The organism is Mesorhizobium sp. WSM4935, from assembly GCF_029625735.1.
Lineage (GTDB): Bacteria > Pseudomonadota > Alphaproteobacteria > Rhizobiales > Rhizobiaceae > Mesorhizobium.
Genome location: NZ_JARTVR010000001.1, coordinates 651,589 through 674,071, shown reverse-complemented (window position 1 = coordinate 674,071; position 22,483 = coordinate 651,589). Strand labels below are relative to the sequence as shown.

19 protein-coding genes are annotated in these 22,483 nt (G+C 64.8%); 9 read left to right on the top strand and 10 right to left on the bottom strand.

Going from position 1 to position 22,483, the window contains the following annotated elements:
- Window positions 1-16: 16 nt before the first annotated feature.
- The 6 genes from P9273_RS03070 to P9273_RS03045 all read left to right on the top strand — a co-directional run bounded on the left by P9273_RS03070 (window position 17) and on the right by P9273_RS03045 (window position 8,935).
- A complete protein-coding gene (locus P9273_RS03070; protein WP_278047556.1) occupies window positions 17-1,420 on the top strand; it encodes an FAD-binding oxidoreductase in 1,404 nt (467 codons plus the stop codon).
- Window positions 1,421-1,539: 119 nt separating this feature from the next.
- Entirely contained in the window at window positions 1,540-3,210 is a 1,671-nt protein-coding gene (locus P9273_RS03065) for a thiamine pyrophosphate-dependent enzyme (protein WP_278047555.1), read from the top strand.
- A complete protein-coding gene (locus P9273_RS03060) occupies window positions 3,207-5,303 on the top strand; it encodes a hydantoinase/oxoprolinase family protein (RefSeq protein WP_278047554.1) in 2,097 nt (698 codons plus the stop codon). The genes P9273_RS03065 and P9273_RS03060 overlap by 4 nt, the downstream gene beginning before the upstream one ends.
- Window positions 5,300-6,916 (top strand): hydantoinase B/oxoprolinase family protein, encoded by a 1,617-nt coding sequence (locus P9273_RS03055; protein ID WP_278047553.1) that lies wholly within the window; start codon window positions 5,300-5,302, stop codon window positions 6,914-6,916. The genes P9273_RS03060 and P9273_RS03055 overlap by 4 nt, the downstream gene beginning before the upstream one ends.
- Window positions 6,916-8,118 (top strand): pyridoxal phosphate-dependent aminotransferase, encoded by a 1,203-nt coding sequence (locus tag P9273_RS03050; RefSeq protein WP_278047552.1) that lies wholly within the window; start codon window positions 6,916-6,918, stop codon window positions 8,116-8,118. Before P9273_RS03055 ends, P9273_RS03050 begins: the two co-directional genes overlap by 1 nt.
- Window positions 8,119-8,122: 4 nt before the next feature.
- On the top strand, window positions 8,123-8,935 hold the full coding sequence (locus P9273_RS03045) for an NAD-dependent epimerase/dehydratase family protein (protein WP_278047551.1): 813 nt from the start codon (window positions 8,123-8,125) through the stop codon (window positions 8,933-8,935).
- A gap of 57 nt (window positions 8,936-8,992) precedes the next feature.
- On the opposite strand, the gene P9273_RS03040 is transcribed toward P9273_RS03045, so the two are convergent.
- Window positions 8,993-9,163: a putative quinol monooxygenase gene (locus P9273_RS03040; protein WP_278047550.1), complete on the bottom strand. Its 171-nt coding sequence runs from the start codon at window positions 9,161-9,163 to the stop codon at window positions 8,993-8,995.
- A 219-nt stretch (window positions 9,164-9,382) separates the two neighbouring features.
- On the opposite strand from P9273_RS03040, the gene P9273_RS03035 reads away from it, so the two are divergent.
- Together P9273_RS03035 and P9273_RS03030 are read left to right on the top strand one after the other, a co-directional pair.
- Complete coding sequence (locus P9273_RS03035) at window positions 9,383-11,485, top strand: oxidoreductase (protein ID WP_040994330.1); 2,103 nt, start codon at window positions 9,383-9,385, stop codon at window positions 11,483-11,485.
- 69 nt (window positions 11,486-11,554) lie between these two features.
- Complete coding sequence (locus P9273_RS03030; protein WP_040994328.1) at window positions 11,555-13,093, top strand: trimethylamine methyltransferase family protein; 1,539 nt, start codon at window positions 11,555-11,557, stop codon at window positions 13,091-13,093.
- A 69-nt stretch (window positions 13,094-13,162) separates the two neighbouring features.
- Here the strand turns inward: P9273_RS03030 and P9273_RS03025 are convergent, their stop codons facing one another.
- The 3 genes from P9273_RS03025 to P9273_RS03015 are packed head-to-tail and all read right to left on the bottom strand — an operon-like array spanning window position 13,163 to window position 15,282.
- Window positions 13,163-13,786, bottom strand: a complete 624-nt coding sequence (locus P9273_RS03025; RefSeq protein ID WP_278047549.1) for an HD domain-containing protein — start codon at window positions 13,784-13,786, stop codon at window positions 13,163-13,165.
- Window positions 13,787-13,819: 33 nt separating this feature from the next.
- Entirely contained in the window at window positions 13,820-14,197 is a 378-nt protein-coding gene (locus P9273_RS03020) for a Rieske (2Fe-2S) protein (RefSeq protein ID WP_040994324.1), read from the bottom strand.
- Window positions 14,197-15,282: an amidohydrolase family protein gene (locus P9273_RS03015; protein ID WP_278047548.1), complete on the bottom strand. Its 1,086-nt coding sequence runs from the start codon at window positions 15,280-15,282 to the stop codon at window positions 14,197-14,199. Before P9273_RS03015 ends, P9273_RS03020 begins: the two co-directional genes overlap by 1 nt.
- 173 nt (window positions 15,283-15,455) lie before the next feature.
- Here P9273_RS03015 and P9273_RS03010 point away from each other — a divergent pair, with 173 nt between their 5' ends.
- Window positions 15,456-16,301 (top strand): LysR family transcriptional regulator, encoded by an 846-nt coding sequence (locus P9273_RS03010; RefSeq protein ID WP_278047547.1) that lies wholly within the window; start codon window positions 15,456-15,458, stop codon window positions 16,299-16,301.
- Window positions 16,302-16,373: 72 nt separating this feature from the next.
- On the opposite strand, the gene P9273_RS03005 is transcribed toward P9273_RS03010, so the two are convergent.
- From P9273_RS03005 to P9273_RS02980, 6 genes are read right to left on the bottom strand one after another with little or no spacing between them, the layout of a single operon-like run.
- Entirely contained in the window at window positions 16,374-17,054 is a 681-nt protein-coding gene (locus P9273_RS03005) for a TetR/AcrR family transcriptional regulator (RefSeq protein WP_278047546.1), read from the bottom strand.
- A gap of 43 nt (window positions 17,055-17,097) precedes the next feature.
- Window positions 17,098-18,660: an ABC transporter substrate-binding protein gene (locus tag P9273_RS03000; RefSeq protein WP_278047545.1), complete on the bottom strand. Its 1,563-nt coding sequence runs from the start codon at window positions 18,658-18,660 to the stop codon at window positions 17,098-17,100.
- Between the two features lies 1 nt (window position 18,661).
- Entirely contained in the window at window positions 18,662-19,690 is a 1,029-nt protein-coding gene (locus P9273_RS02995; RefSeq protein ID WP_278047544.1) for an oligopeptide/dipeptide ABC transporter ATP-binding protein, read from the bottom strand.
- Window positions 19,687-20,652 (bottom strand): ABC transporter ATP-binding protein, encoded by a 966-nt coding sequence (locus tag P9273_RS02990; protein ID WP_278047543.1) that lies wholly within the window; start codon window positions 20,650-20,652, stop codon window positions 19,687-19,689. Before P9273_RS02990 ends, P9273_RS02995 begins: the two co-directional genes overlap by 4 nt.
- On the bottom strand, window positions 20,649-21,536 hold the full coding sequence (locus P9273_RS02985) for an ABC transporter permease (RefSeq protein WP_278047542.1): 888 nt from the start codon (window positions 21,534-21,536) through the stop codon (window positions 20,649-20,651). Before P9273_RS02985 ends, P9273_RS02990 begins: the two co-directional genes overlap by 4 nt.
- The gene (locus P9273_RS02980) at window positions 21,520-22,470 is read right to left on the bottom strand and encodes an ABC transporter permease (protein ID WP_278047541.1); all 951 of its coding nucleotides are present in this window, start codon (window positions 22,468-22,470) and stop codon (window positions 21,520-21,522) included. Before P9273_RS02980 ends, P9273_RS02985 begins: the two co-directional genes overlap by 17 nt.
- Window positions 22,471-22,483: the final 13 nt, after the last annotated feature.

Here is a 22,483-nt window from a genome sequence, read left to right as displayed (position 1 = left end):
ATATCGCAGGTACGCAATGACCGGCCCCGTCACCGCTTTGCGCGAGATTCTCGGACCGAAAGGCTGGCTTTCGGGCACCGATGCCGAGCCTTATCATCGCGACTGGCTGAACCGCTATGGCGTCGCGCCTTTGGGCGTTGCCAGGCCCGCGAACACGGCCGAAGTTGCGGCGGTCGTCAAGGCTTGCCGGCAGGCAGGATTGGCAGTCGTACCGCAAGGCGGCAACACCGGCCTGTGCGGCGGCGCCGTCGCCGAGCAGGCAAACGCGGTGATCGTTTCGCTGTCGCGCATGACGGCAATCGGCGAGCCGGATCCGGAGAGCGGCTCGATCGCGGTCGAGGCAGGCGTCGTCCTCGCCTCCCTGCACGAGGCGCTGGAGCCGCACGGCCTGATGTTCCCGATGCATCTGGGAGCCGAAGGCAGCGCCAGGATCGGCGGCCTGATCGGCACCAATGCCGGCGGCAGCCAAGCATTCCGGTACGGCATGATGCAGGATCTGGTCCTAGGCCTCGAGGTCGTCATGGCGGACGGCACGGTGTGGGACGGAATGCGCGCGGTGCAGAAGGACAATGCCGGCTATCAGCTGCGCAAGCTGTTCTGCGGTTCGGAAGGCACGCTCGGCATCGTGACGCGCGCGATCCTCAGGATCCATCCCACGCCAAAGCAGCAGGCGAGCGCGCTGCTGGTGATGTCCGACTTCGCCGCCGCCGTGTCGTTCGGTGCCTTTCTGCGCGGCGAGGCCGGAGAATTCCTGGCGGGCCTCGAATTCTTTTCGGATGTCGGCCTGACGCTCGCCCTCAAGCATCTTCCAGACCTCGCCTATCCGTTGGAGACGCGCGGCGAGGCCTATCTGCTTGTCGAGATGGCGTCGGGCTCGACGCGCGTTCCCCTCGACGACATCCTGGCTTCGGCGCTGGAATGGGGCATGGAGCAAGGCCTGGTCGTGGATGGCGCGCTGGCCAGTTCGGGCGCGCAGCGGGCGCAGTTCTGGCGGTTGCGCGAGGAGCAGCCGGAGGGACAGCGGCTGGAGGGCGAGCAGCTCAAGCACGACATCTCCGTGCCGCCGGGCGCGATCGCGCGTTTCATCGAGGCGGGCGCGAAACTATGCCACGACATTGTTCCGGGCGTGCGGATCAACCCGTTCGGCCATCTCGGCGACGGAAATATCCATTACAATCTGTCGCCGCCGGAAGGCCGCGCCGATTTCGACGGCAAGGCCGGAGCATTCGCCGAGACGCTGGCCGCTTTGGCCACCGACATGGGCGGCAGCTTTGCTGCCGAGCATGGGCTCGGCCGCGCCAAGATCGCCATGGCCGACCGCAATCGCAGTTCCGCCGAGCGCACTCTCATGGCGCAGCTCAAGCGCGCATTCGATCCGCAAGGCACGATGAACCCCGGTGTTTTGGTGCGGATTTCATAGAAAAGAAAAACTTTCGAATGGACCGCATTTCTTGATTTCGCGCCGGCCGGCCACAGTGCAGGTATAAATCCGAAAGGCGGGCTCGGTTGGCTTGCCGCCGCTTAAGAGGATGTCGAAGCATGGTCCGCAATGGCGGTCGCCTTCTTGTCGAGTGCCTGATCGCCCTGGGCGCGACCAAGAGCTTCGGCGTACCCGGCGAAAGCTATCTCGCCGTTCTCGACGCGCTGCACGACACGCGTGGAAAGCTGGACTATGTGCTTTGCCGCAATGAAGGCGGCGCTGCCTTCATGGCCTCCGCGTACGGCAAGCTGACGGGCACGCCGGGCATCTGCTTCGTGACGCGGGGGCCTGGCGTCACCAACGCCAGCATCGGCGTGCATACTGCGATGCAGGACAGTTCGCCGATGATCCTGTTCGTCGGCCAGGTTGGCACCGACATGAAGGGCCGAGAAGCCTTCCAGGAAATCGACTACCGGGCAGTGTATGGAACGGTCGCAAAATGGGCGGTGGAGATCGACGACGTCAAGCGCCTCCCGGAGATCGTGGCGCGGGCCTGGACCACGGCCCTGACCGGAAGGCCCGGCCCCGTCGTGGTCGCGTTGCCGGAAGACATGCTGACCACCGCGACCGAATCCGTGCCGCTGAGCGGTCCCGCAGCGATTTTCGAAGCCGCGCCGGCACAGGAGGCGACTGCTGCTGCGCTCAAGATGTTGGCGGCGGCCGAGAGGCCTGTCCTGCTCATGGGCGGCGCCAACTGGACGGCGGACGGACGCGCCGCGCTCAAGGCCTTCGCCGAAGCCTCCGACATCCCGGTCGTCGCCGCCTTCCGCTATCAGGACCAGTTCGACAACCATTCGCCGGTCTTCGTCGGCGAGGCCGGCGTCGGCATGGTGCCGCATGTGGAGAACCTGATCCGCGACGCGGACGTGATCCTCGCCGTCAATGTCCGCTTCGGCGAGATGACGACGGACGGTTACACGCTGCTCTCCGTGCCCGTGCCGCGCCAGAAGCTGATCCATGTGCACGGCTCCGACCGCGAGATCGGCAAGATCTACGTGCCCGCGATCGGCGTCCATGCCGGCCCGAATGCTTTCGCCAAGGCGCTGACGCCGGTGAAGGGTGGCTGGGCCGAGTGGCGCGCTGCGGCGCGCAAGGCCTATGAGGGAACGTTTGCCGCGCCGGTGCAGCCCGGTCCCGTAGACATGGTCGCGGTCAGCGCCTGGCTGCGCGAGACCTTGCCGGCCGACGTCATCCTCACCAACGGCGCCGGCAATTTCACGGTGTGGCCGAACAAGTTCTTCAAGTTCGGGCCTGAGGCCCGGCTGCTCGCGCCGCAGTCCGGCGCCATGGGCTACGGCCTGCCGGCGGCAATCGCCGCCAAGGTCGCTTATCCGAAGCGCACGGTCGTCTGCTTTGCCGGCGACGGCGACTTCCAGATGAACTGCCAGGAACTCGGCACCGCCATCCAGGCGGGCGCTCAGCCGATCGTGCTGATCATCAACAACGGCATCTATGGCACCATCCGTGCGCATCAGGAACGCAACTATCCGGCTCGCGTCTCCGGCACCTCGCTCGAGAACCCCGACTTCGTGACGCTGGCGAAGGCTTACGGCTTCCACGCGGAGCGCGTCGAGGCCACCGGCGATTTCGCGGCGGCATTCGAGCGCGCGCTGCAATCCGCGACCGGCGCCGTCCTCGACATCGCCATCTCACCCGAAGCGCTGACGCCTCGCCAGACCCTTTCCCAGATGCGCGACGCCGCGCTCGCTTCCCAGAAAGCCAAGGCATGACCTCCAGATCAGACGACATCCGCCTTGGCGCCGACATCGGCGGCACCTTCACCGACATCGCCCTCGATGTCAGGGGAACGATATTCTCGACCAAGGTTCTGACGAACTATTCGGCGCCCGAGCAGGCGATCCTGGATGGCATCGACGTCGTCATCCGCGATGCCGGGATTTCGGCGGCCGAGATAGGCATCATCATCCACGGCACGACGCTCGCCACCAACGCGCTGATCGAGCGGCGCGGGGCCAGGACGGCCCTGATCACGACCGAAGGTTTTCGCGACGTGATCGAGATGCGGACGGAAAACCGCTTCGAGCAATATGACCTTAACTTGCAGCTGCCAACACCGCTGATCCCGCGCGAGGACCGCTTCACGGTCAAGGGCCGCATAGGCGCGGAAGGCCAGGAACTGCAGCCGCTCGACGAAGCTGCGCTTGAGGAGATCGCCGACCGCATCGCTGCCGGCAATTTCGGCTCGGTGGCGATCGGCTTCATCCACGCTTACGCCAACCCGGACCATGAGCGCCGCGCGCGCGAAATGCTTGCTCGCAAGCTTAGAATCCCGATCTCGATCAGCGCCGAGGTCTCGCCGCAGATGCGCGAGTTCGAGCGCTTCAACACGGTCTGCGCCAATGCCTATGTGCGGCCGCAGATGGCCGACTATCTCGCCCGCCTGCAGACGCGGCTGAAGGACATGGCCGCCGAATGCCCCGTCTTCATGATCCACTCCGGCGGCGGCCTGATCTCGGTGGAAACCGCTTCGGAATTCCCTGTGCGGCTGGTCGAGTCCGGACCCGCGGGCGGCGCCATTTTCGCAGCCGACATCGCTAAGCGCTTCGGACTGGAAAAGGTCGTCTCCTACGACATGGGCGGAACCACTGCCAAGATCTGCCTGATCGAGGACTATGCGCCGCGCACCGCGCGGACCTTCGAAGTGGCGCGCACCTACCGCTTCTCGAAAGGCTCGGGCATGCCGATCTCGATCCCCGTCATCGAGATGATCGAGATCGGCGCCGGCGGCGGCTCCATCGCCTGGGTCGACGCCATGGGCCGCATCCAGACCGGGCCCGAGAGCGCGGGATCGGAGCCGGGCCCGGCCTGCTACGGCCGCGGCGGCAGCCGCCCGGCAATCACTGACGCGGACCTCGTGCTCGGCAAGCTCGATCCACACAATTTCGCCGGCGGCGCGATCAGGCTCGATACGGCTGCATCCGAACAGGCCATCCTGCGCGAGGTCGGCGAGCGCCTGTCGCTCAACGCCATGGCGACCGCCTTCGGCATCTGCGAGGTGGTAGACGAGAACATGGCCAACGCCGCGCGCGTCCACGCCGTCGAGAACGGCAAGAACATTTCCGACAATCTGATGATCGCCTTTGGCGGCGCCGCGCCGCTTCACGCGGCAAGGCTGTGCGAAAAGCTCGGCATCGACCAGTGCATCGTGCCGCGCGGCGCCGGCGTCGGGTCGGCGATCGGTTTCCTCAAGGCCCCGTTCGGCTACGAAGCGCTGGCCTCGAAGCTGACGCGCCTGTCGCAATTTAAGCCGGCCGAGGTCAACGCCCTGCTCGCCGATCTCAAAGCCTCCGCTGAAGGCTTTGTGCGCACCGGCGCCAGCGGCCAGATCGTCTGCGAGATCACCGCCTTCATGCGCTATGCCGGCCAGGGCTGGGAAATCCCCGTGCCGGTGGCCGATGCGCCATTCGGCGACGATGCCGTCGCCAAGCTCAAGGAGCTGTTCGAAGAGAGCTACCAGCGCTTCTTCGGCCGCGCCATCGACGGGCTCGACGGGCTGGAGATCGAGATCGTTACCTGGTCGGTGAAGGCAACGGATGTTCGGCCTGCGGTTGCGCGGCACGAGCTCACCATGGGCAAGAAGACCAGCCAACCGACAACGACCCGCGAGGTGTTCGATCCGGTCAGCGGCGCGCCGCGCAGCTATGGCATCGCCGAGCGCGACACGCTTTGCACGGGCGATCGTGTGGCGGGCCCGGCCGTCATCGTCGAGCGCGAGACATCGACCGTCGTCACCACCAGCTTCGATGCCGTCATCCAGAGCGACGGCGCGATCCTCCTGATCCGCAAAGGCAGCCAGGCATGAGCGATATTGGCGAAATCCGCATGCAGGTCATGTGGAACCGGTTGATCTCGGTGGTCGAGGAGCAGGCGCTGACCTTGCTGCGCACCGCCTTCTCGACCTCGGTGCGCGAGTCCGGCGATCTGTCGGCCGGCGTGTTCGATCCGCGCGGCCAGATGCTGGCGCAGGCCGTCACCGGCACGCCCGGTCACGTCAACACCATGGCCGAGGCCGTGCTGCATTTCATGAACGCGATCCCGCGCGAGGAGATGTTCGAGGGCGACACCTATGTCACCAACGATCCTTGGCTGGGCACCGGCCATCTGCACGACATCACAATGGTATCGCCGTCCTTCCTCAACGGCGAGCTCGTCGCCTTCTTCGCCTGCACGGCGCATGTCGTCGATGTCGGCGGCCGCGGCTTCGGCGCCGACGGCAAGTCGGTCTATGAGGAAGGCATCCAGATCCCGATCATGAAGTTCGCGGAGAAGGGCAAGGTCAATCTCGACCTGGTCAGGATCCTGCGCGCCAATGTCCGCGAGCCCAATCAGGTGGTCGGCGATTTCTATTCGTTGGCCGCCTGCAACGAGGTCGGTCATCGGCGTCTCGTCGACATGATGAAGGAGATCGGCCTCACTTCGCTCGACGGTCTCGGCGGCTTCATCTTCTCGCGCACCCGCGACGCCATGCTCGAACGCATCGGGGCGCTGCCCAAGGGAAGCTGGTCGAATGAGCTCGTGACCGACGGCTACGACGAGCCCGTTAAGCTCGCGGCTACGGTTTCGGTGCGCGACGACCATGTCGAGGTCGACTTCACCGGCACCGATCCGATGAGCCGCTGGGGCATCAACTGCCCGATCATCTACAGCAAGGCCTATGCCTGCTACGCGCTGAAATGCATGGTGGCGCCCGACATTCCGAACAATGCCGCCTCGCTCGCCTTCTTCACCGTGTCCTCGCCCGTCAACATCCTCAATGCCGTGCGGCCGGCGCCGGTGGCGCTCAGGCACATCTTCGGCCACATGGTTCCCGACCTGGTGCTTGGCGCGTTCGCCAAGGCGCTGCCCGGCAGGATCCTTGCCGAAGGCGCCGGCGCGCTGTGGAACATCCACATTTCGGCACGCCCCGTCGCCGGTGGCTCCGGCCGTCGCGCCGAAGTGCTGATGTTCAACTCGGGCGGCATGGGTGCCCGCCCCGAGCTCGACGGCTTGTCGGCGACGGCCTTCCCGTCTGGCGTGCACACGATGCCGATCGAGGCGACGGAGCACACCGGTCCGATCGTCATCTGGCGCAAGGAGCTGCGGCCCAATTCCGGCGGCGACGGCGAATTCCGCGGCGGCCTGGGCCAAATCATCGAGATCGCCGCGACCGACGGCCACGAGTTCGACTTCTCGGCCATGTTCGACCGCGTCAACCATCCGCCGCGCGGACGCAATGGCGGCAAGTCCGGCGTCGCCGGCGTGGTCAAGTTGGATGACGGCACGAAGATGCGCCCCAAGGGCTGGCAGCATGTGCCCGCCGGCCGGCGGCTAATATTGGAGCTGCCGGGCGGCGGCGGCTATGGCGATCCGGCCAAGCGCAGCGCCGCCGCGCGGGCCAACGACCGATCCAAGGGCTACATTTCGGAGAACGATTGATGAGCTATGTTGCCTCGCGCCTGTCGGTGGTGAAACCCTCCGCATCGATGGCGGCTTCGCAGGCCGCCAAGGCGCTGCGCGCCAAGGGCGTGGACGTGATCGATCTCGGGCTGGGCGAGCCCGATTTTCCGACTCCGCTCCACATCATCGACGCCGCCCATTTCGCGGCGAAGGCCGGCCAGACGCTCTACACCGCTGCCGCCGGTACGCCCGAAGTGCGTGAAGCGATAGCGGGAAAATTCCGCCGCGAGAACGGGCTGGACTACACGGCCGACGATATCGTGGTGGCCAACGGCGCCAAGCAGATCATCTTCAACGCGCTGATGGCCACGCTGGAGACTGGCGACGAAACGATCCTGCCGGCGCCCTATTTCGTCTCCTATCCCGAGATGGTGAAGCTGCTCGGCGGCACGCCTGTCGTCGTCGAATGTCCAGAAACCACTGGCTTTCGGCTAACGCCCGCATTGCTTGAGGAGGCCATCACGCCGAGGACGAAGTGGCTCTTCCTCAACATGCCGGGCAATCCATCCGGCGCGGTGTATTCAGAATCCGATCTCAAGGCGCTGGGCGCGGTGCTGGCCAAGCACCCGCATGTGCTTGTCCTCTCCGACGAGATCTACGAGCACATCCTCTTCGACGGGCGCGAGTTCGTTTCCTTCGGCAAGGCATGTCCCGAACTCAAGCACCGCACGCTGATCGTCAACGGCGTCTCGAAATCCTATGCGATGACCGGCTGGCGCGTCGGCTACGCGGCAGGACCCGCACCGCTCGTCAAGGCGATGTCGACGATCCAGAGCCAGTCCTGCACCTCGGTGTGCTCGATCGCGCAGGCCGCCACCGTCGCCGCGCTTAACGGGCCGCAGGACGAGGTGGCGCGCTTCCGCCAGGCCTTCGAGAGGCGTCGCGACCTGGTCGTCGACGGCATCAGGAAGATCAACGGCCTGACGCTGTCGCCGCCGGAGGGCGCCTTCTACGCCTATATCGGCTGCGCCAGCCTGATCGGCCGCAAGACGCCCAAAGGCGTCGTTCTGGAGGACGATGCGGCCGTGGCCAACTATCTTCTGAGCGAAGGCCGGGTGGCGTCGGTGCCCGGCGTCGCCTATGGACTGTCGCCCTTTTTCCGCATCTCGACTGCGACCAGCGAAGAGGTGCTGAGCGAAGCGATCGCGCGCATCAACGCCGCGGTCGCGCACGTGGAGTAAACGAATGCCGCATTACGAACGTATCCTGATCACCGGCGCCGCTGGCCGGCTCGGCTCGCAACTGCGCAAGGGGCTGGTGCCGCTGGCAAGGACAATCCGCCTGGCAGGGCGTGAGCCGTTCGGCGATCTCGCGCCGCACGAGGAGGAAGCGGTCTTCGACCTCGCCGACATGGAGGCGACCATCGCGGCGACCAAGGACTGTGACGCGATCGTGCATTTCGGCGGCGCGCCGCTCGAATGCGAATGGCAGACCATCCTCGATTCCAGCATCCGCGGCTCCTACCACATCTATGAAGGGGCCCGGAAACACGGCGTGAAGCGCGTCATCTACGCCTCCTCGGTGCATGCCATCGGCTATCACGAGATCGAGGCGCATATCGGCGTCGACGCACCGGTGCGCCCCGACAGCCTCTATGGCGTGTCGAAGAATTTCGTCGAAAGCCTCAGCCGGCTCTATTGGGACAAGTTCGGCATCGAGACCGTGTGCCTGCGCATCTTCTCGTCCTTCCCCGAGCCGGCCGATCGGCGCATGCTGTGGTCATACCTCTCCTTCGCCGACTGCGTGCGGCTGGTCGAGGCGTCGCTGACCGCGCCGCGCGTCGGCCATACGATCTCCTTCGGCATTTCCAACAACAAGCTGAAGATGGTCGACAACAGCGGCGCCGACCATCTGGGCTTTGTCCCGCAGGACAGCGCCGAACCATTCCGTACCGCCATCGAGGCGAAGACCCCTGTTCCCGATCCGAACAAACCGTCGGTGAAATATCTCGGCGGCTGGTTCTGCGAGCTTGGACATCCTGACGACAAGCCGGCGTGACGATCAGGCTTGAGCTATAATTGGCGACGCTGCTTCACGTCGCCGTTCGGCTCAACATCACGAAACGACGGACGTCGGACGTGCGACCAGATCGTCAAGGCGTCCAAATAGCGGCTTCCAATGCGGCATCGCCAAATGCCGCTCGAGGTCGTCCTTCGAGCGCCAGTTCTCGTAGAACATGAACACGCAAGGATCGGCCGGATCGACATGACGGTGCCGATCATACATGCATTTCAAGCCTCGCTTTGAGTCCGGCTCCAGTTTGACGCCGATGACGAACTGTCGGTTTCGCCGGGCCGTTGGTGATCCTGCCGGATCTCGCCATTTGGCATATGGACGTCATATGCGCGCCAGGCTGGAAGGACGGCTCGCTTTGGCCATTGCGTTCCAGAACGATCTCGATTACGTTGTTGAACGATCGTTCAACAGTGCATTCGAGATGCCGCCATGCCGTGCAACCCTCGTTACGAAATCCTGTTCGAGCCGGTAAGAATAGGGCCTGTCACCGCGCCGAACCGCTTCTATCAGGTGCCGCATGCTAGCGGGATGACAAACGCGCTGCCGCGCGTTCGCGCGGCGTTTCGCGAAGCCAAGGCCGAAGGCGGATGGGGCGTGATCTGCACGGGTGCTTGCTCGATCGATCCGACTTCGGACGATGCGCCGCTGCCTTTCGCGACGCTGTGGGACGACAACGACATCCGCGCTCACGCGCTGATGACGGAAGCCGTGCACCGCCATGGATCGCTTGCCGGCGTGGAGCTATGGCATGGCGGCGCTTCGGTGATGAACCGCACAAGCCGCCTGCCGCCGCTGTCGCCATCCGGCATTCCGTGGATGGCCACGCATGTCGGCTTCATGGGCAATCTGAGGCCGAAGACGATGGACAAGGCCGACATCCGCGAGGTGCTGAGATGCCAGGCCGAAGCGGCACGCAAGGCGCGCACGGCCGGCTTCGACATCGTCTATGTCTATGCCGGGATGGGCTATCTCGGCTACGAGTTCCTGCTGCCGGAATACAATCATCGCGTCGACGAATATGGCGGCTCGATCGGGAACCGTGTCCGCTTCGTGCGCGAGATGATCGAGGTGACGAAGGACGCCGTGGGCAAGGATTGCGGTGTCGCGCTTCGTGTCAGCCTTGAGGAGCTGCGCGGCCGGCCTGGCCGCAACCAGCCCTCGGAAGCCCATGAGCTGATCGAACTTTTGGCCGACCTGCCCGACCTGTTCGACGTCAAGATGGACTCCAGCCCGACCGATTGCTCGGCGTCGCGCTTCACCGGCGAAGGCAGCCACGAGCCGGTGATCGATTTCGTCAAGTCGCTGACGAAGAAGCCGGTGGTCGGCGTCGGGCGCTTCACCTCGCCGGACACGATGGTGTCGCAGATCCGGCGCGGCGTGCTCGACCTCATCGGCGGCGCGCGGCCGTCGATCGCCGATCCCTTCCTGCCGGCCAAGATCCGCGAGGGCCGCGAGGCCGAGATCCGCGAATGCATCGGCTGCAACATCTGCATTTCGAGCTGGCACGACGGCGTGCCGGTGCGCTGCACCCAGAATCCGACCGCCGGCGAGGAGTGGCGGCGCGGCTGGCATCCCGAGCGCGCCGGGCGCGCCGACAGGCCCGAACGCATCCTCATTGTCGGCGGCGGACCGGCCGGGCTCGAATGCGCCATGACACTCGGCCGCCGCGGCCACGAGGTGATGCTTGCCGACGCCAGCCGCGGCTTCGGCGGACGGCTGACCTTCGAGAAGACATTGCCAGGGCTGTCGGCCTGGAATCGTGTCGTCGAATACCGCCTCGGCCGCATCGGCGAGATGAGCAATGTCTCGCTCTATCCCGAAAGCGCGCTCGGCGCCGACGAGATCATCGACCTGGCGCCGGAGCGCGTGGTGCTGGCGACCGGCGCGCGCTGGACGAACATGCTCTATTCCTCGATGGAGATCCCCGTCGGCCGTCTCGACCATGCGGACGTGCTCACACCCGACGACATCGCCGCCGGCAAGCTTCCTGAAGGGCCGACGCTGGTCTTCGATTTCGACAATTACTACATGGGCGGCGTCCTCACCGAGCATCTGGCCGCGCAAGGCATTCCGGTCAACTATGCGACACCGTCCGGCCAAGCGTCGGGATGGACCATCATGACCAACGAGCTGCCGCTGGTGCACCGGGCGCTGGCGCGCCGCAACGTGCCGGTGACGACGCTGCATCTGCTGAAATCCTTCGATGGCGAGACGGCAACACTGGCGCATCTGTTCACTGGCGAAGAGAACCGCATCGCCTGCCGCTCGGTGCTGATCGTCGGCCTGCGATTGCCGCGAAACGAGTTGTTCGAAGCGCTGAGCGAAAGAGCGGACGTGCTCGCGGCGGCGGGCATCCGGAGCGTCGATCGCGTCGGCGACACGCTGGCGCCCGGCGCCATCGCCCATGCGGTGCATAGCGGCCACAAGCTGGCACGCGAAATCGGCGAGAAGCTTCGCTGGCGGCCTTACCGCCGCGACACGCCGATCGTCGATGCGGCAGCGGATTTCGAGATGCGAACGGCAGCCGAATAGAGCAATTCCAGGAAAAGTGCGAACGGGTTTTCCGTTCGGAATTGCGTCAACAAGGAGGTCCAGAAAGCCATGGAGCGTATCGCCGCACGTCGCAGGCCCGGTCGCCCCCAGCGCGAGGTGGCCGGCATCGCGCAACGGTCGTGGAAGCAGCTGACGCGGCCCTACGCGCCGATCGAGGTCCTGTCGGCCGACCAGGTGCAGGCTATCCACGAAATGGGCCTCACCATCCTCGAGGAGATCGGCATGCGCGTGCTGCAGCCGCGGGCGCGCCAGCTCTATCGAGCGGCCGGCTGCACCGTCGACGAAGGCGAGATGCGCGTGCGCTTCGACCGCGCCATGGTGATGGAACGCGTCGCCATGGCACCCTCATCCTTCGAGCTGCGCGCCCGCAACCCTCAGAAGAACGTCAAGGTCGGCGGGCGGCACTGCATCCTGTCGTCGGTCGGCGGGCCGGCCTATGTCATGGACAATGACCGCGGCCGTCGCCCCGGCTCCTATGCCGAGATGTGCGACTATCTGAAGCTCATCCAGTCCTTCAACGTGCTGCACCAGGAAGGCGGCGGGCCGTTCGAACCGCTCGACCTGCATCAGAACACCCGGCACCTCGACCTCTACTATGCCGAGATCACTTTGCTCGACAAGAACTGGCAGCCGCAGGCGCTTGGTCACGGCCGCGCCGTCGACGCGCTGGAGATGGTGGCGATCTCGCTCGGCACGACGCGCGAAAATCTGGCGCGCGAGATGCCGGTGTTCACCGGCATCATCAACACCAATTCACCGCTGCAGCTCGACGAGCCGATGGCCGAAGGGCTGATCGCATTGGCCGAGCACGGCCAGGTTAACGTCATCACGCCGTTCACGCTGGCCGGAGCTATGAGCCCGGTGACGCTTGCCGGCGCGCTGTCGCAGCAGCATGCCGAGGCGCTGGCTGGCATCGTGCTGACGCAGATCGTCCGTCCCGGCGTGCCGGTGATGTATGGGGGCTTCACCTCCAATGTCGACATGAAGACCGGAGCGCCGGCCTTCGGCACGCCGGAATATACGCAGGCCGCGCAGATCACCGGGCAGCTCTGCCGGCTGATCGGCGTGCCGTTCCGCTCCAGCAACGTCACCGCCGCCAATGCGGTCGACGCGCAAGCGGCTTACGAGAGCGCGATGTCCTTGTGGGGCTGCCTGATGGGCGGCGCCAATCTGGTGCTGCACGCGGCCGGCTGGCTCGGCGGCGGCCTGACCGCTTCGTTCGAGAAACTGGTGATCGATGTCGAGATGCTGCAGATGATGTCGGCCTATTTCGATCCGCCCGTCGTCGACATCGACACGCTGGCGCTGGACGCTGTGCGCGAGGTCGGGCCGGCCGGGCATTTCTTCGGCGCCGCACATACCATGCAGCGCTATGAGCGCGCCTTCTATTCGCCGCTGGTGTCCAATTGGGACAACTATGACACCTGGATGGAACGCGGCCAGATCACCGCGCGTGAACGGGCCAACGTGATCTGGAAACGCATGGTCGCTGAATATGAGCAGCCGCCGATCGATCCCGGCATCGACGAGGCGCTGCGCGACTATATGGAGCGGCGCAAGCGCGAAGGCGGATCGCCCTTGAACTGAGGGGCAACCTTCGAGGGAGAAGCAGGGAGGACTGGCCGGGGCACTCCCCTGAAAAATATCTCAGTCTCGCTACATGCCCGACCGCTCGGCGGCGGCCGCGTCATCCGACATCGCAATGCGCGTTCCGGGCCTGACGACAGCGGGATCGTGGCTCTTGCGGGCGAACACTTCCCGCACCAGCGGCGCGAAGAAGTTCAGTGGCCGTGTCGGATAATCCGGATCGAAGCTCGACTGGTCCCACTTCTCGCAGAACTCGGCGCAGTCGTCGAAATAGGCGTTGTCCCTGAACGCATCCCGCTTGTGCGGATTCGCACCGACATGCGCGCCATAGTAGATCAGCTGGAAATCGCCATGCTTTTCCACCACCCAGGCGCATTGCTCGCGTACGAATGGACGCAAGATGGCGGCCGCGTATTCGTCGTGATTGTAGGGCGCGTAGATGTCGCCGATGTCATGCAGGAGCGCCGACACCACCCAGTCGATATCGGCGCCGGCATTCCAGGCGCGCGTGGCGGCCTGCAGCGAATGGCCGAGTCGCGTCACCTTGTAGCCCGATACCGATTTGTCGAGTTCGACCATCGCCGCCAGCAGCCGGTCGGCCGTGCCGGCGGCGTATTCGGTCTCATGTTCGGTCAGGAAGGCATAGTCCTCGCGGTCGCCATCCTTCATCTGGGTGAACTTCACGGTTTCCATTGTCGAAACTCCAAAGTTTACGGCACATTGCGGTCAGCGGCGTATTTCGAGATAGAGGTCGTCGCCGTCGACATGAACGGGAAAGGTGCGCGCCCTGAGCTTCTCGTCGACAAGGCATTTGCCTGACCGGATGTCGAACTCCCATCCGTGCCAGGCGCAGCGAATGAGCTCTCCGGCGCGCTCATAGATGAATTCCGTCTTGTCGGTTTGCCGATTGGTGCCCGATACCGGCCCCTCGCATAGATTGCCCGCCCGATGGGGGCAGATGTTGAGCAGCGCGGCATAGCCATCCTCGAGCTGGAATATGCCGACGCGGATGCGGCCGATGGTGACGATCCTGGGTTTGCCTACAGCGACGTCGGCGGCCTTGCAGGCAAAGGTCCGCGCCGCCGCGGTTGTTGCGGCGCTCATCAGGCGACCCTCACGGCTGCCGCTGGAGCCTCGATGCGCTTGTAGACCTCCAACGCATTCAGCCCCATGATCTTGTCGCGCCAGCCCGATGGGATGTGCAGATTGGTCGGCGCGTCAAAGTCCCAGTGCGGGTAGTCGGAGGCGAAAAGCAGCGTGTTCTGGCCGTCCATGTGCTCCAGCGTTTCCCACAGATGCCTGACGTTCTGGGGTTGCTCCAACGGCTGGGTGCTGAAGCGGATGTTGCGGCGGCAATATTCCGACGGCAGCATCTTCAGCCACGGCGTCTCCTTTCGCAGCGCCTTGAAGTTGGCATCAAGCCGCCACATCAGCGAAGGCACCCACGACACGCCGCACTCGATCACGACGAAATAGAGGTCGGGATATTTTTCGAACACGCCGTTGGAGATCATGCTGACCACATGGGTCATCGCCGGCTGGCTGAGCAAGGCGTGCGTTTCCCAATAATAGGCGGTCGGGCCGCTGGCGACCGCGTTGTGGTTGACGCCGCCTTGCCCGCCGAAATGGATGGCGAAGGGCAGCCCGACCTCGGCGCAGGCTTCGTGGATCGGATTGTAGAAGGGATCGCCATAGGGGCGTTGCGAGCCGTGGCTCGCCAGGACCTGGACAATGTCCTTGTGGCGGCCGAGACGCCGGATCTCGGCCGCGGCGCCATGGGGATCGGTCGGCGAAATGATGATCGATCCCTTGAAGCGGCTATCCTTCGGCAGCCACCAGTCGATCATGTAGTCATTGTAGGCTTTCACCAGTGCGTTGGCATAGTGGTAGTTGGCAAGAGTCGAGGCTTCCAAGGGCTCGTCGGCGGTGAGGATCGCAACATCGATGTCGTAGAGATCGAGGTGCCTCTCCTTCATGATCAGGTAATTGTCCTCCTCGGTCTCCGGGCGGATGTCGTGCCTCGAGAACCCTTCCGGGTGCAGCCACGGACGGTGACCATGCGGGAAGCTTCCCCTGGGCCCGGGCTTCTCGCCGCGCATCAGGAAATCGCACCAGTAGGGTTCGAGATAGGGCAGCAACACCTCGGCGCTGGACCAGTAATTGTGAACGTCGGTGTCGACGATGAACATGGATGTCTTGCCTGCCATTGGGTGGGACGAGAGTTGCGGCAAACCTGCGCTTCCAAGGCAGCGCCGGCAACGCAGCCAGCGGCGGGACGTTAATCGAAGAATCCGATTACCCGTTGTCGGACCGGCCCGAAAAGCGTTAGCCATGAGAGAATTGCTGGCGCTGGATAGCCGAGATGCAGATTGAACTCTTGGACACATTCCTGGACCTGATCGAAAGCCGCAACTTCAACAGGACGGCGGAGCGCCTTGGCATCACCCAGTCCACCGTTTCGAGCCGCATCCGCACGCTCGAGACACTGCTGGACAAGCAGCTCTTCATCCGGGGCAAGAGCGGCACGGAGCCGACCGTCGCCGGCCTGAGATTCGAGGAGCATGCGCGCGCGGTCAGGCTGCGCTGGCTCGACGCCCGCCGCGAAATCCAGGCGGTCGGCCAGTTCGACCGGCTGATCCGCATCGGCATCCAGTTCGAGCTTTATGAGCGCGTGCTGGAAGGATGGCTGGAATGGGTGCGGGCGACGCTGCCCAAATTGGCGATCTACGTCGAGATCGACTACTCCAACCAGATGATCCTCGATCTCACAACCGGCAGCCTCGATCTGGCGGTGCTCTATTCGCCGCAGCACCTCCCGGACATGCATTACGAGCAGATCGCCGAGGAGAATTTCGTCATGGTATCGACGCGCGGCCTTACCTTCGGCGCAGTCACGCCGGCCGACTATATCCGGGCCAACTACTCGGCCTTCTTCAACCGGGCCCACAGGCAGATGCTGCCGGAGCTTGAGAACACCCCCGTCTCGACCGGAAATGGCGGCGCCGTCGCCTATCTCCTGCGGAGCCGGGGCGGGACCGCTTTCGTCACCGAGACGGTGGCGACCAGATTGCGGCAGGAGGGCGTGGCGGAGTTCGTCGCCGATGCGCCGAAGATTTCACATCCCATCTATTCGGCCGTTCATGTCAGGCACCATCATTCCCACACCCATGTTCGCCTGCTCAAGGCGCTCAAGCAGATGACCGGATAGCCGCTGTCCAAGAAGCAAGAAAGGTTGAGGCAGCCTTACTCAGCAAGGTGCAAAGCAGCGCTGCTCTCACATTCAACTGTCCCGCAGCGGTCCGACCTGCGCTTCGAGCATCTCGAACCCTGCCGCCTCCGCCGCCTGCGGCGTCACCACGCTTTCGTCGAGGCACCATTCGAGCCAGAGCCCGTCGACCAGCGCAATGAAATTGCGCGCCAGCGCGGAAGCGTCGACCTGCCTTCCACGCTCAACAGCAACCGCCGCGATGTCTTCGGCAAGTTCCGCGCGGTAAGCGTCGTAGAGCTCGCGATGCGCCGCCTTGAGCCGAGCGTTGACGGCGATCTCACCCCACAAGGACAGCCAGATCAGCAGGTTCTCGCGGCTGAAATATTCCGGCGCGAAGTTGGACCGCACCAGAGCAGCCAGCGCGGCCTCCGGGGGCCAGCCGGACGCCTCAGCGCGGCGGCGCTTGGCTTCGTCGATCTGGTTGTTAACGCTGGCATAGAGCGAGGACTTGTAGACTTCGACCAGCAGCCCATCGAGGCTTTCGAAGTGATGGTTGATAAGCCCGCGCGAGACGCCGGCCTCCTTGCAGATGCGATCTATGGTGAACGCGCCGATGCCGCCGACAGACAAGCACCGCGCCGCCGCGTCGATCAGCATGGAGCGGCGCACATCCGCCTGCTCGCGGCTGAAGCGCGGCGGCGCCTTCTTCGCGCCGCGCTTCCTTTTTGCATCTTCCGGTTGGGCTTGCGTCATGCAACCCAGCTAATGGATTGCGCCCGTCCTGTCCATCGAGCGATCACGCCGTCTTCTTGAATAGCACAGGATTGGGGTGACCGTCCGGATAGATGACGGGTTCGAATGCGGTCCTATGAATCGCGACCAGCGGCTGGTGGCAGATGAAGACGAAACCGCCGGACTGCTCCATCAAATCCTCCATGCGGTTGGACAAGGCGATGCGCTTGGCCTCGTCGCTTTCGGCAATCAGTTGCTGATAGCAGGTCTCGAATTCGGGACTGTCGAAGCCGGACCAATTGTAGGCGCCGATCTGGTCGGGGCGGAACCAAACCAGGTTCTCGGACGGATCGACGCCGCCGGCGAAATCCATCAGCGCCAGGTCGATGTTCTTATAGCCGTCGCCTTGCGTCTTGTCGCCGACGCCCCAGAAGGCGGCTTCGTCGTAAGGCTGGATCTCGACCTTGATGCCGGCCTGCTCGAGGCTCGCCTGGATGATCTGCGCGGTCGCCGTGCGGATCGAATCGTTCATCACCGTCAACGTCAACGACAAGTCGCTGACGCCTGCCTCGGCGAGCAGGGCGGCGGACTTTTCGTAATCGGGCGCCGCGATCAGATTGCTCGGGCGCGCGAATTTCGTGCCGGGCTGGACGACGCCGGTGGAGCGCTTGGTGAGATCGTCATAGACGCCGGTCAGGATCTGCCCGACGTCGACGCCGTACTGCACGGCTTGCCGCACCTTCAGATCCTTGAGGCGCGGGCTCAGCATGTTGATCGTCAGCCAGACATAGCGGGTCGACTGCGCCTCGATGAGGCTGGTGTTGGCGGGCGGTTTGGCCTTCACGGCCTTGGTCGCCGAAATGGCGATCTTGGTGTAGTCGAAGGCATCGGCCTCGTAGGCCAATTGCGCCGCCTGATCGTCGGCGACGACATAGATCTCCACCTTGCCGAAATCCGGCTTCGGTCCCGGCCAGTCCGGATTGGCCGTCAGCGTAACCTTCTGTTTCTGCTGCCAGTCCGAGAAGAGATAGGGACCGCAGGCCGCCGGCGGCTCGGTGGTGAATTTTCCGCCGGCCTTCTCGGTGCCGGCGCGGCTGATGATGTGGCCGCCATAGTAAGGCAGGCTGGTGACGAAGATCGGCTGGTACGGGTCCTTGAGGTGGATGATACCGGATCTGGCGTCGACGACCTCGACACGGTCCAGCTTTTCGAACTGATAAGCCCAGGGCGACGACAGGTTCGGGTCGGCTATACGCTCGTAGGAGAATTTCACGTCTTCGGCGGTGACCGGACCAAGACCGTTCGACCATTTCAGCCCATCGATCAGGGTGAAGGCGATGGTTTTCGGATCCTTCAGCTCGAGTTTCTCCGCTCCCCAGAGCGACCATGGCGAACCTTGCCTGAGATCGCTGAGGCGGTTCAGCGACACATAAATGCCGCGCATCATGACATCTTCGATGCCACCGATCATGAAGGCGGGATCAAGCGTCTGCAGATCGCCTTCCATGCGGATGCGCAGCGTGTCGCCGGCCGCCGCCCAGGCAAAGCCCGGCTTCATCGCCAGGCCGGCGCCCAGCACGCCGGCGGCTTTCAGGAATGCACGTCTGTCCATTGTCCATTTCGTCATTTCAGTTTCCCCTTTGGTTTGCGAAAGCGCGTAAGACGGCTTCCCGTTCTTGCCCGCCGGTCTGCAGCGGGAAATGGCAGCGCACCATGCGGCCGGCCCCCATCGGCCGATAGACCGGCGCCTCGGTCTTGCAGCGGGATTGCACGAGGGGACAGCGCGTGTGGAACTCGCAGCCGGAAGGTCGCCGGAACACGCTCGGAATTTCGCCGGTGACGGCAGGGTTGTGGCTGCGCCGGCGCGGATCGGGAATCGGCTCGGAGCGGATCAGTGTCGCGGTATAGGGATGCGATGGGGCTGAGAACACCTCTTGCGTCGGTCCCGTCTCGACGAGCCGCCCCAGATACATGATGGCCAGCCGATCGCTGACATGGCGGATCATCGCCAGATTGTGGGTGACGATCATGGCGGCGAAGCCGAGCTCGCGCTTGAGCTCGCCGATCAGGTTGAGCACATCGCCCTGCACCGACACATCGAGCCCGGCGGTCGGCTCGTCGGCAAGCAGCAGATGCGGCTTCATCGCAAGCGCCCGCGCAACGCCGACGCGACGAGCCTGCCCGCCCGACAATTCATGCGGAAAGCGGTCGACGAAGGAGGCGGGCAAGCCGACCAGCGCCAGCAGCGCCTTTGCCGCCGCGCGCCGATCCGGCATCGGCAGTCCCTGGATGACCTGCGGTTCGGTGAGCAGCGTGCCGACGCGCAGGCGCGGGCTGAGCGAGGCGACCGGATCTTGGAACATCATCGCCGAGCGCCGGCGCATGGCGCGAAAGTCGGACTGCGTCGCGACCTGCCTCCCCTCGAACACGATACGACCGGCTGCCGCCCGGATGAGGCCGAGGATGGTGCGGGCCAGCGTCGTCTTGCCGGAGCCGGATTCACCGACCAGCCCAAGCGTCTCGGCCGGCATGAGCGACAGCGTGACGCCGTCGACGACGTTGAAGCCGGACAACGGGAACGGGTTGATCAGCCGGTCGAGCAGGCTGCCGCGCACGAAGCTGACCGAGAGGTCCTCGACGGCAAGCAGCGGGCTCATGGCGTCACCGCGTGGCAGCGGGCGGCATGGCATGCGGTGAGCCTCGTCAGAGGTGGCGCGATGGAGCCGCATGGCGCGAAGGCGCGATCGCAGCGCGGCGCGTAAACGCATCCCGGTAGTGGTTGGGTCAGGCTCGGCAACGACCCTGGAATGGTCGGCAGCCTGTCCAGCCGATCATGGAAGCGGGCGGGATCGCAGGCAAGCAGCGCCTGGGTATAGGGATGACGCGGATCGTGGAAGATCGCGTCGACCTCGCCGCCCTCGACCACCTCGCCGGCATACATGACATAGACGCGGTCGCAGAGCTCGGCGATGACGCCGAGATGATGCGAGACGACGATGATGATGCCGTTATATTCGCGCCTGAGCCCGCGCAGCAGATGGATGATCTGCGCCTCCATGGTGACGTCGAGCGCGGTTGTCGGCTCATCGGCGATGAGCAGGCCGGGATCGGTCAGCAAGGCGGCGGCGATCGCCACGCGCTGGCGCATGCCGCCGGAAAGCTCGTGCGGATAACTCTGCATGCGCCGTTCGGCATCGGCGATGCCGACGCGACCGAGCATGGTGGCGATGCGGGCCCGTTTCTGCGCGCGGCTGAGATCCTTACGGTGGTGCTGGAAGTCGACGAGCTGGTCGCCGATGGTCAGCACCGGGTTGAACGCCGTCATCGGGTCCTGGCCGACCAGCGCGATCTCGTCGCCGCGCAGTAGCCGCTGGCGATGCGCATCAAGCTTTGTCAGGTCGACGCCGTTGTATCGGATCGATCCGGCGATGCGGGCGTTCGCCGGCAAGAGATTTGCCAGAGCGGTGACCAAAGTGGACTTGCCGCAGCCGCTCTCACCGACAATGCCGATGACCTCGCCGGGATGTGCCTCGATATCGACATGGCGAAGAGCGTGCACGCTGCCATGCGGTGTTTCGTAGCGGACGCTGAGACCGCTGGCCGCGAGCGAGCCGCTCATGCCGGCCTCCGCAGTTGCAGGCGCGGATCGAGATAGTCGCGCAGGCCCTCGCCGAGAAAGGTGAAGCCGAGCGTCGCCAGCACCAGCGGCAGCCCGCCGAAGATCACCATGAAGGGTGCCGAGCGGATGCTGGTGTAGCCGTCGTAGAGGATCGAGCCCCAGGACGGCGTCGGCGGGCGCACGCCGAGGCCGAGGAAGCTCAAGCCGGCCTCCACCATGATGACGACCGGAATGTCCATCGACAAAAGGATGATCAGCGGACCGACGACATTGGGCAGGAGGTGGATGAAGATGATGCGCGAAGCGCTCGCGTCGAGCAGGCGCTCGGCAAGGATGTAGTCACTGTTCTTCAGCGCCAGCGTCTGGGCCCGGATGAGCCGCGCATAGCTTGGGAAGGACGTCGCGGCGATGACGATGATCAGCGTGCCGGTGCCGGCGCCGAGCACGGTGATGATGGCAAGCGCGAACATGATCATCGGCAGCGAATTCATGCTGTCGAAGGTCAGCACCAGCATGGCGTCGAGCCAGCGCGGACCATAGCCGGCGATGAGGCCGAGCAGCAGGCCGATGGCGCCGGCGATGGCCACCGAGACCATGGCGATGGTGAGTGCCGTGCGCGCGCCGTAGATGACGCGCGACAAGAGATCGCGGCCGAGATGATCGGTGCCGAACCAGTGCTCCGCCGATGGCGGCTGCAGCTTGTGCAGCACATCGATCTTGACCGGCGAATAGGGCGCCAGCCAGGGCGCGAAGAGCGCGGTGACAAGGAAGCCGGCGACCAGGACCAGTGCCACGCGGGTGAAGGGGTCGGCAAGCAGTGCGTGTAGCAGGACAAGCCGTTGTCGATCGGGCGCGGATGGAGAGGCCTCAGCCACGGAAGACATCACGGACCCTCGGATCGAGCCGCGCGATGAGAAGATCGGCGGCGATGGTGATGGAGACATAGATGGCGGTCATGATCAGCACCGTGCCCATGACGACCGGATAATTGCGGGTGCTGACGGCGTCGGTGATCAGCTTGCCGATGCCGGGCCTGGCGAACACCGCCTCGACGAAGACGGCGCTGGATAGGATGCTGCCGAGGCCGACCGCGACCAGCGAGATGGTCGGGATGATGGCGATGCGCAGCGCATATTTGGAGACGATCTTCCACTCCGGCAAACCAAATGAGCGCGCGGTACGGATATGGGGCTCGCCCATCACCTCCATCATCGAGGCGCGCACCATGCGGGCGATATAGCCGACCCAGCCGAGGGCGATCGCGGCGGCCGGCATGACGAGCGCCCTGGCCTGGCTGAAGAAATCTCCGGCCTCGCCCGCCCCGATGGCCGGCAGCCAGCGCAGCGTGACGGCGAAGAGCAGCAGCGAGTAGATGGCGACGACGAAGGACGGCACGGCGATGACACCGACCGAGAGCACGCCGATGGCGGCATCGGCGGCCGTGCCGCGCCGCATCACCGACAGGCAGCCGAGCGGCACGCCGATCAGGAGCGCCACGGCGAGCGCCGTCAGCCCCAGGACAAGCGTGTTCGGCAACGCTTCCAGAACCAGAGTGGAAACGGGCCGGTTCGACCAGACGTCGTAGCCGAGATTGCCGGTCAGCGCGTTGCGGAAGAATTCGACGATCTGCCACCAGACCGGCTGGTCGAGCCCCATGCGCTCGATCAGCAGCCGCTTCAGTTCCGGCGTGGCGCGCGGACCGAGCGCCACGGTTGCCGGATCGCCCGGGACCAGGAAGACGGCCGCATACATGGCGACCATGACAAGGACGAGGATCAGGAGACCGAGACCGATGCGCTTCACCGCATATGCGAGCATGGCCTCCTCCCTG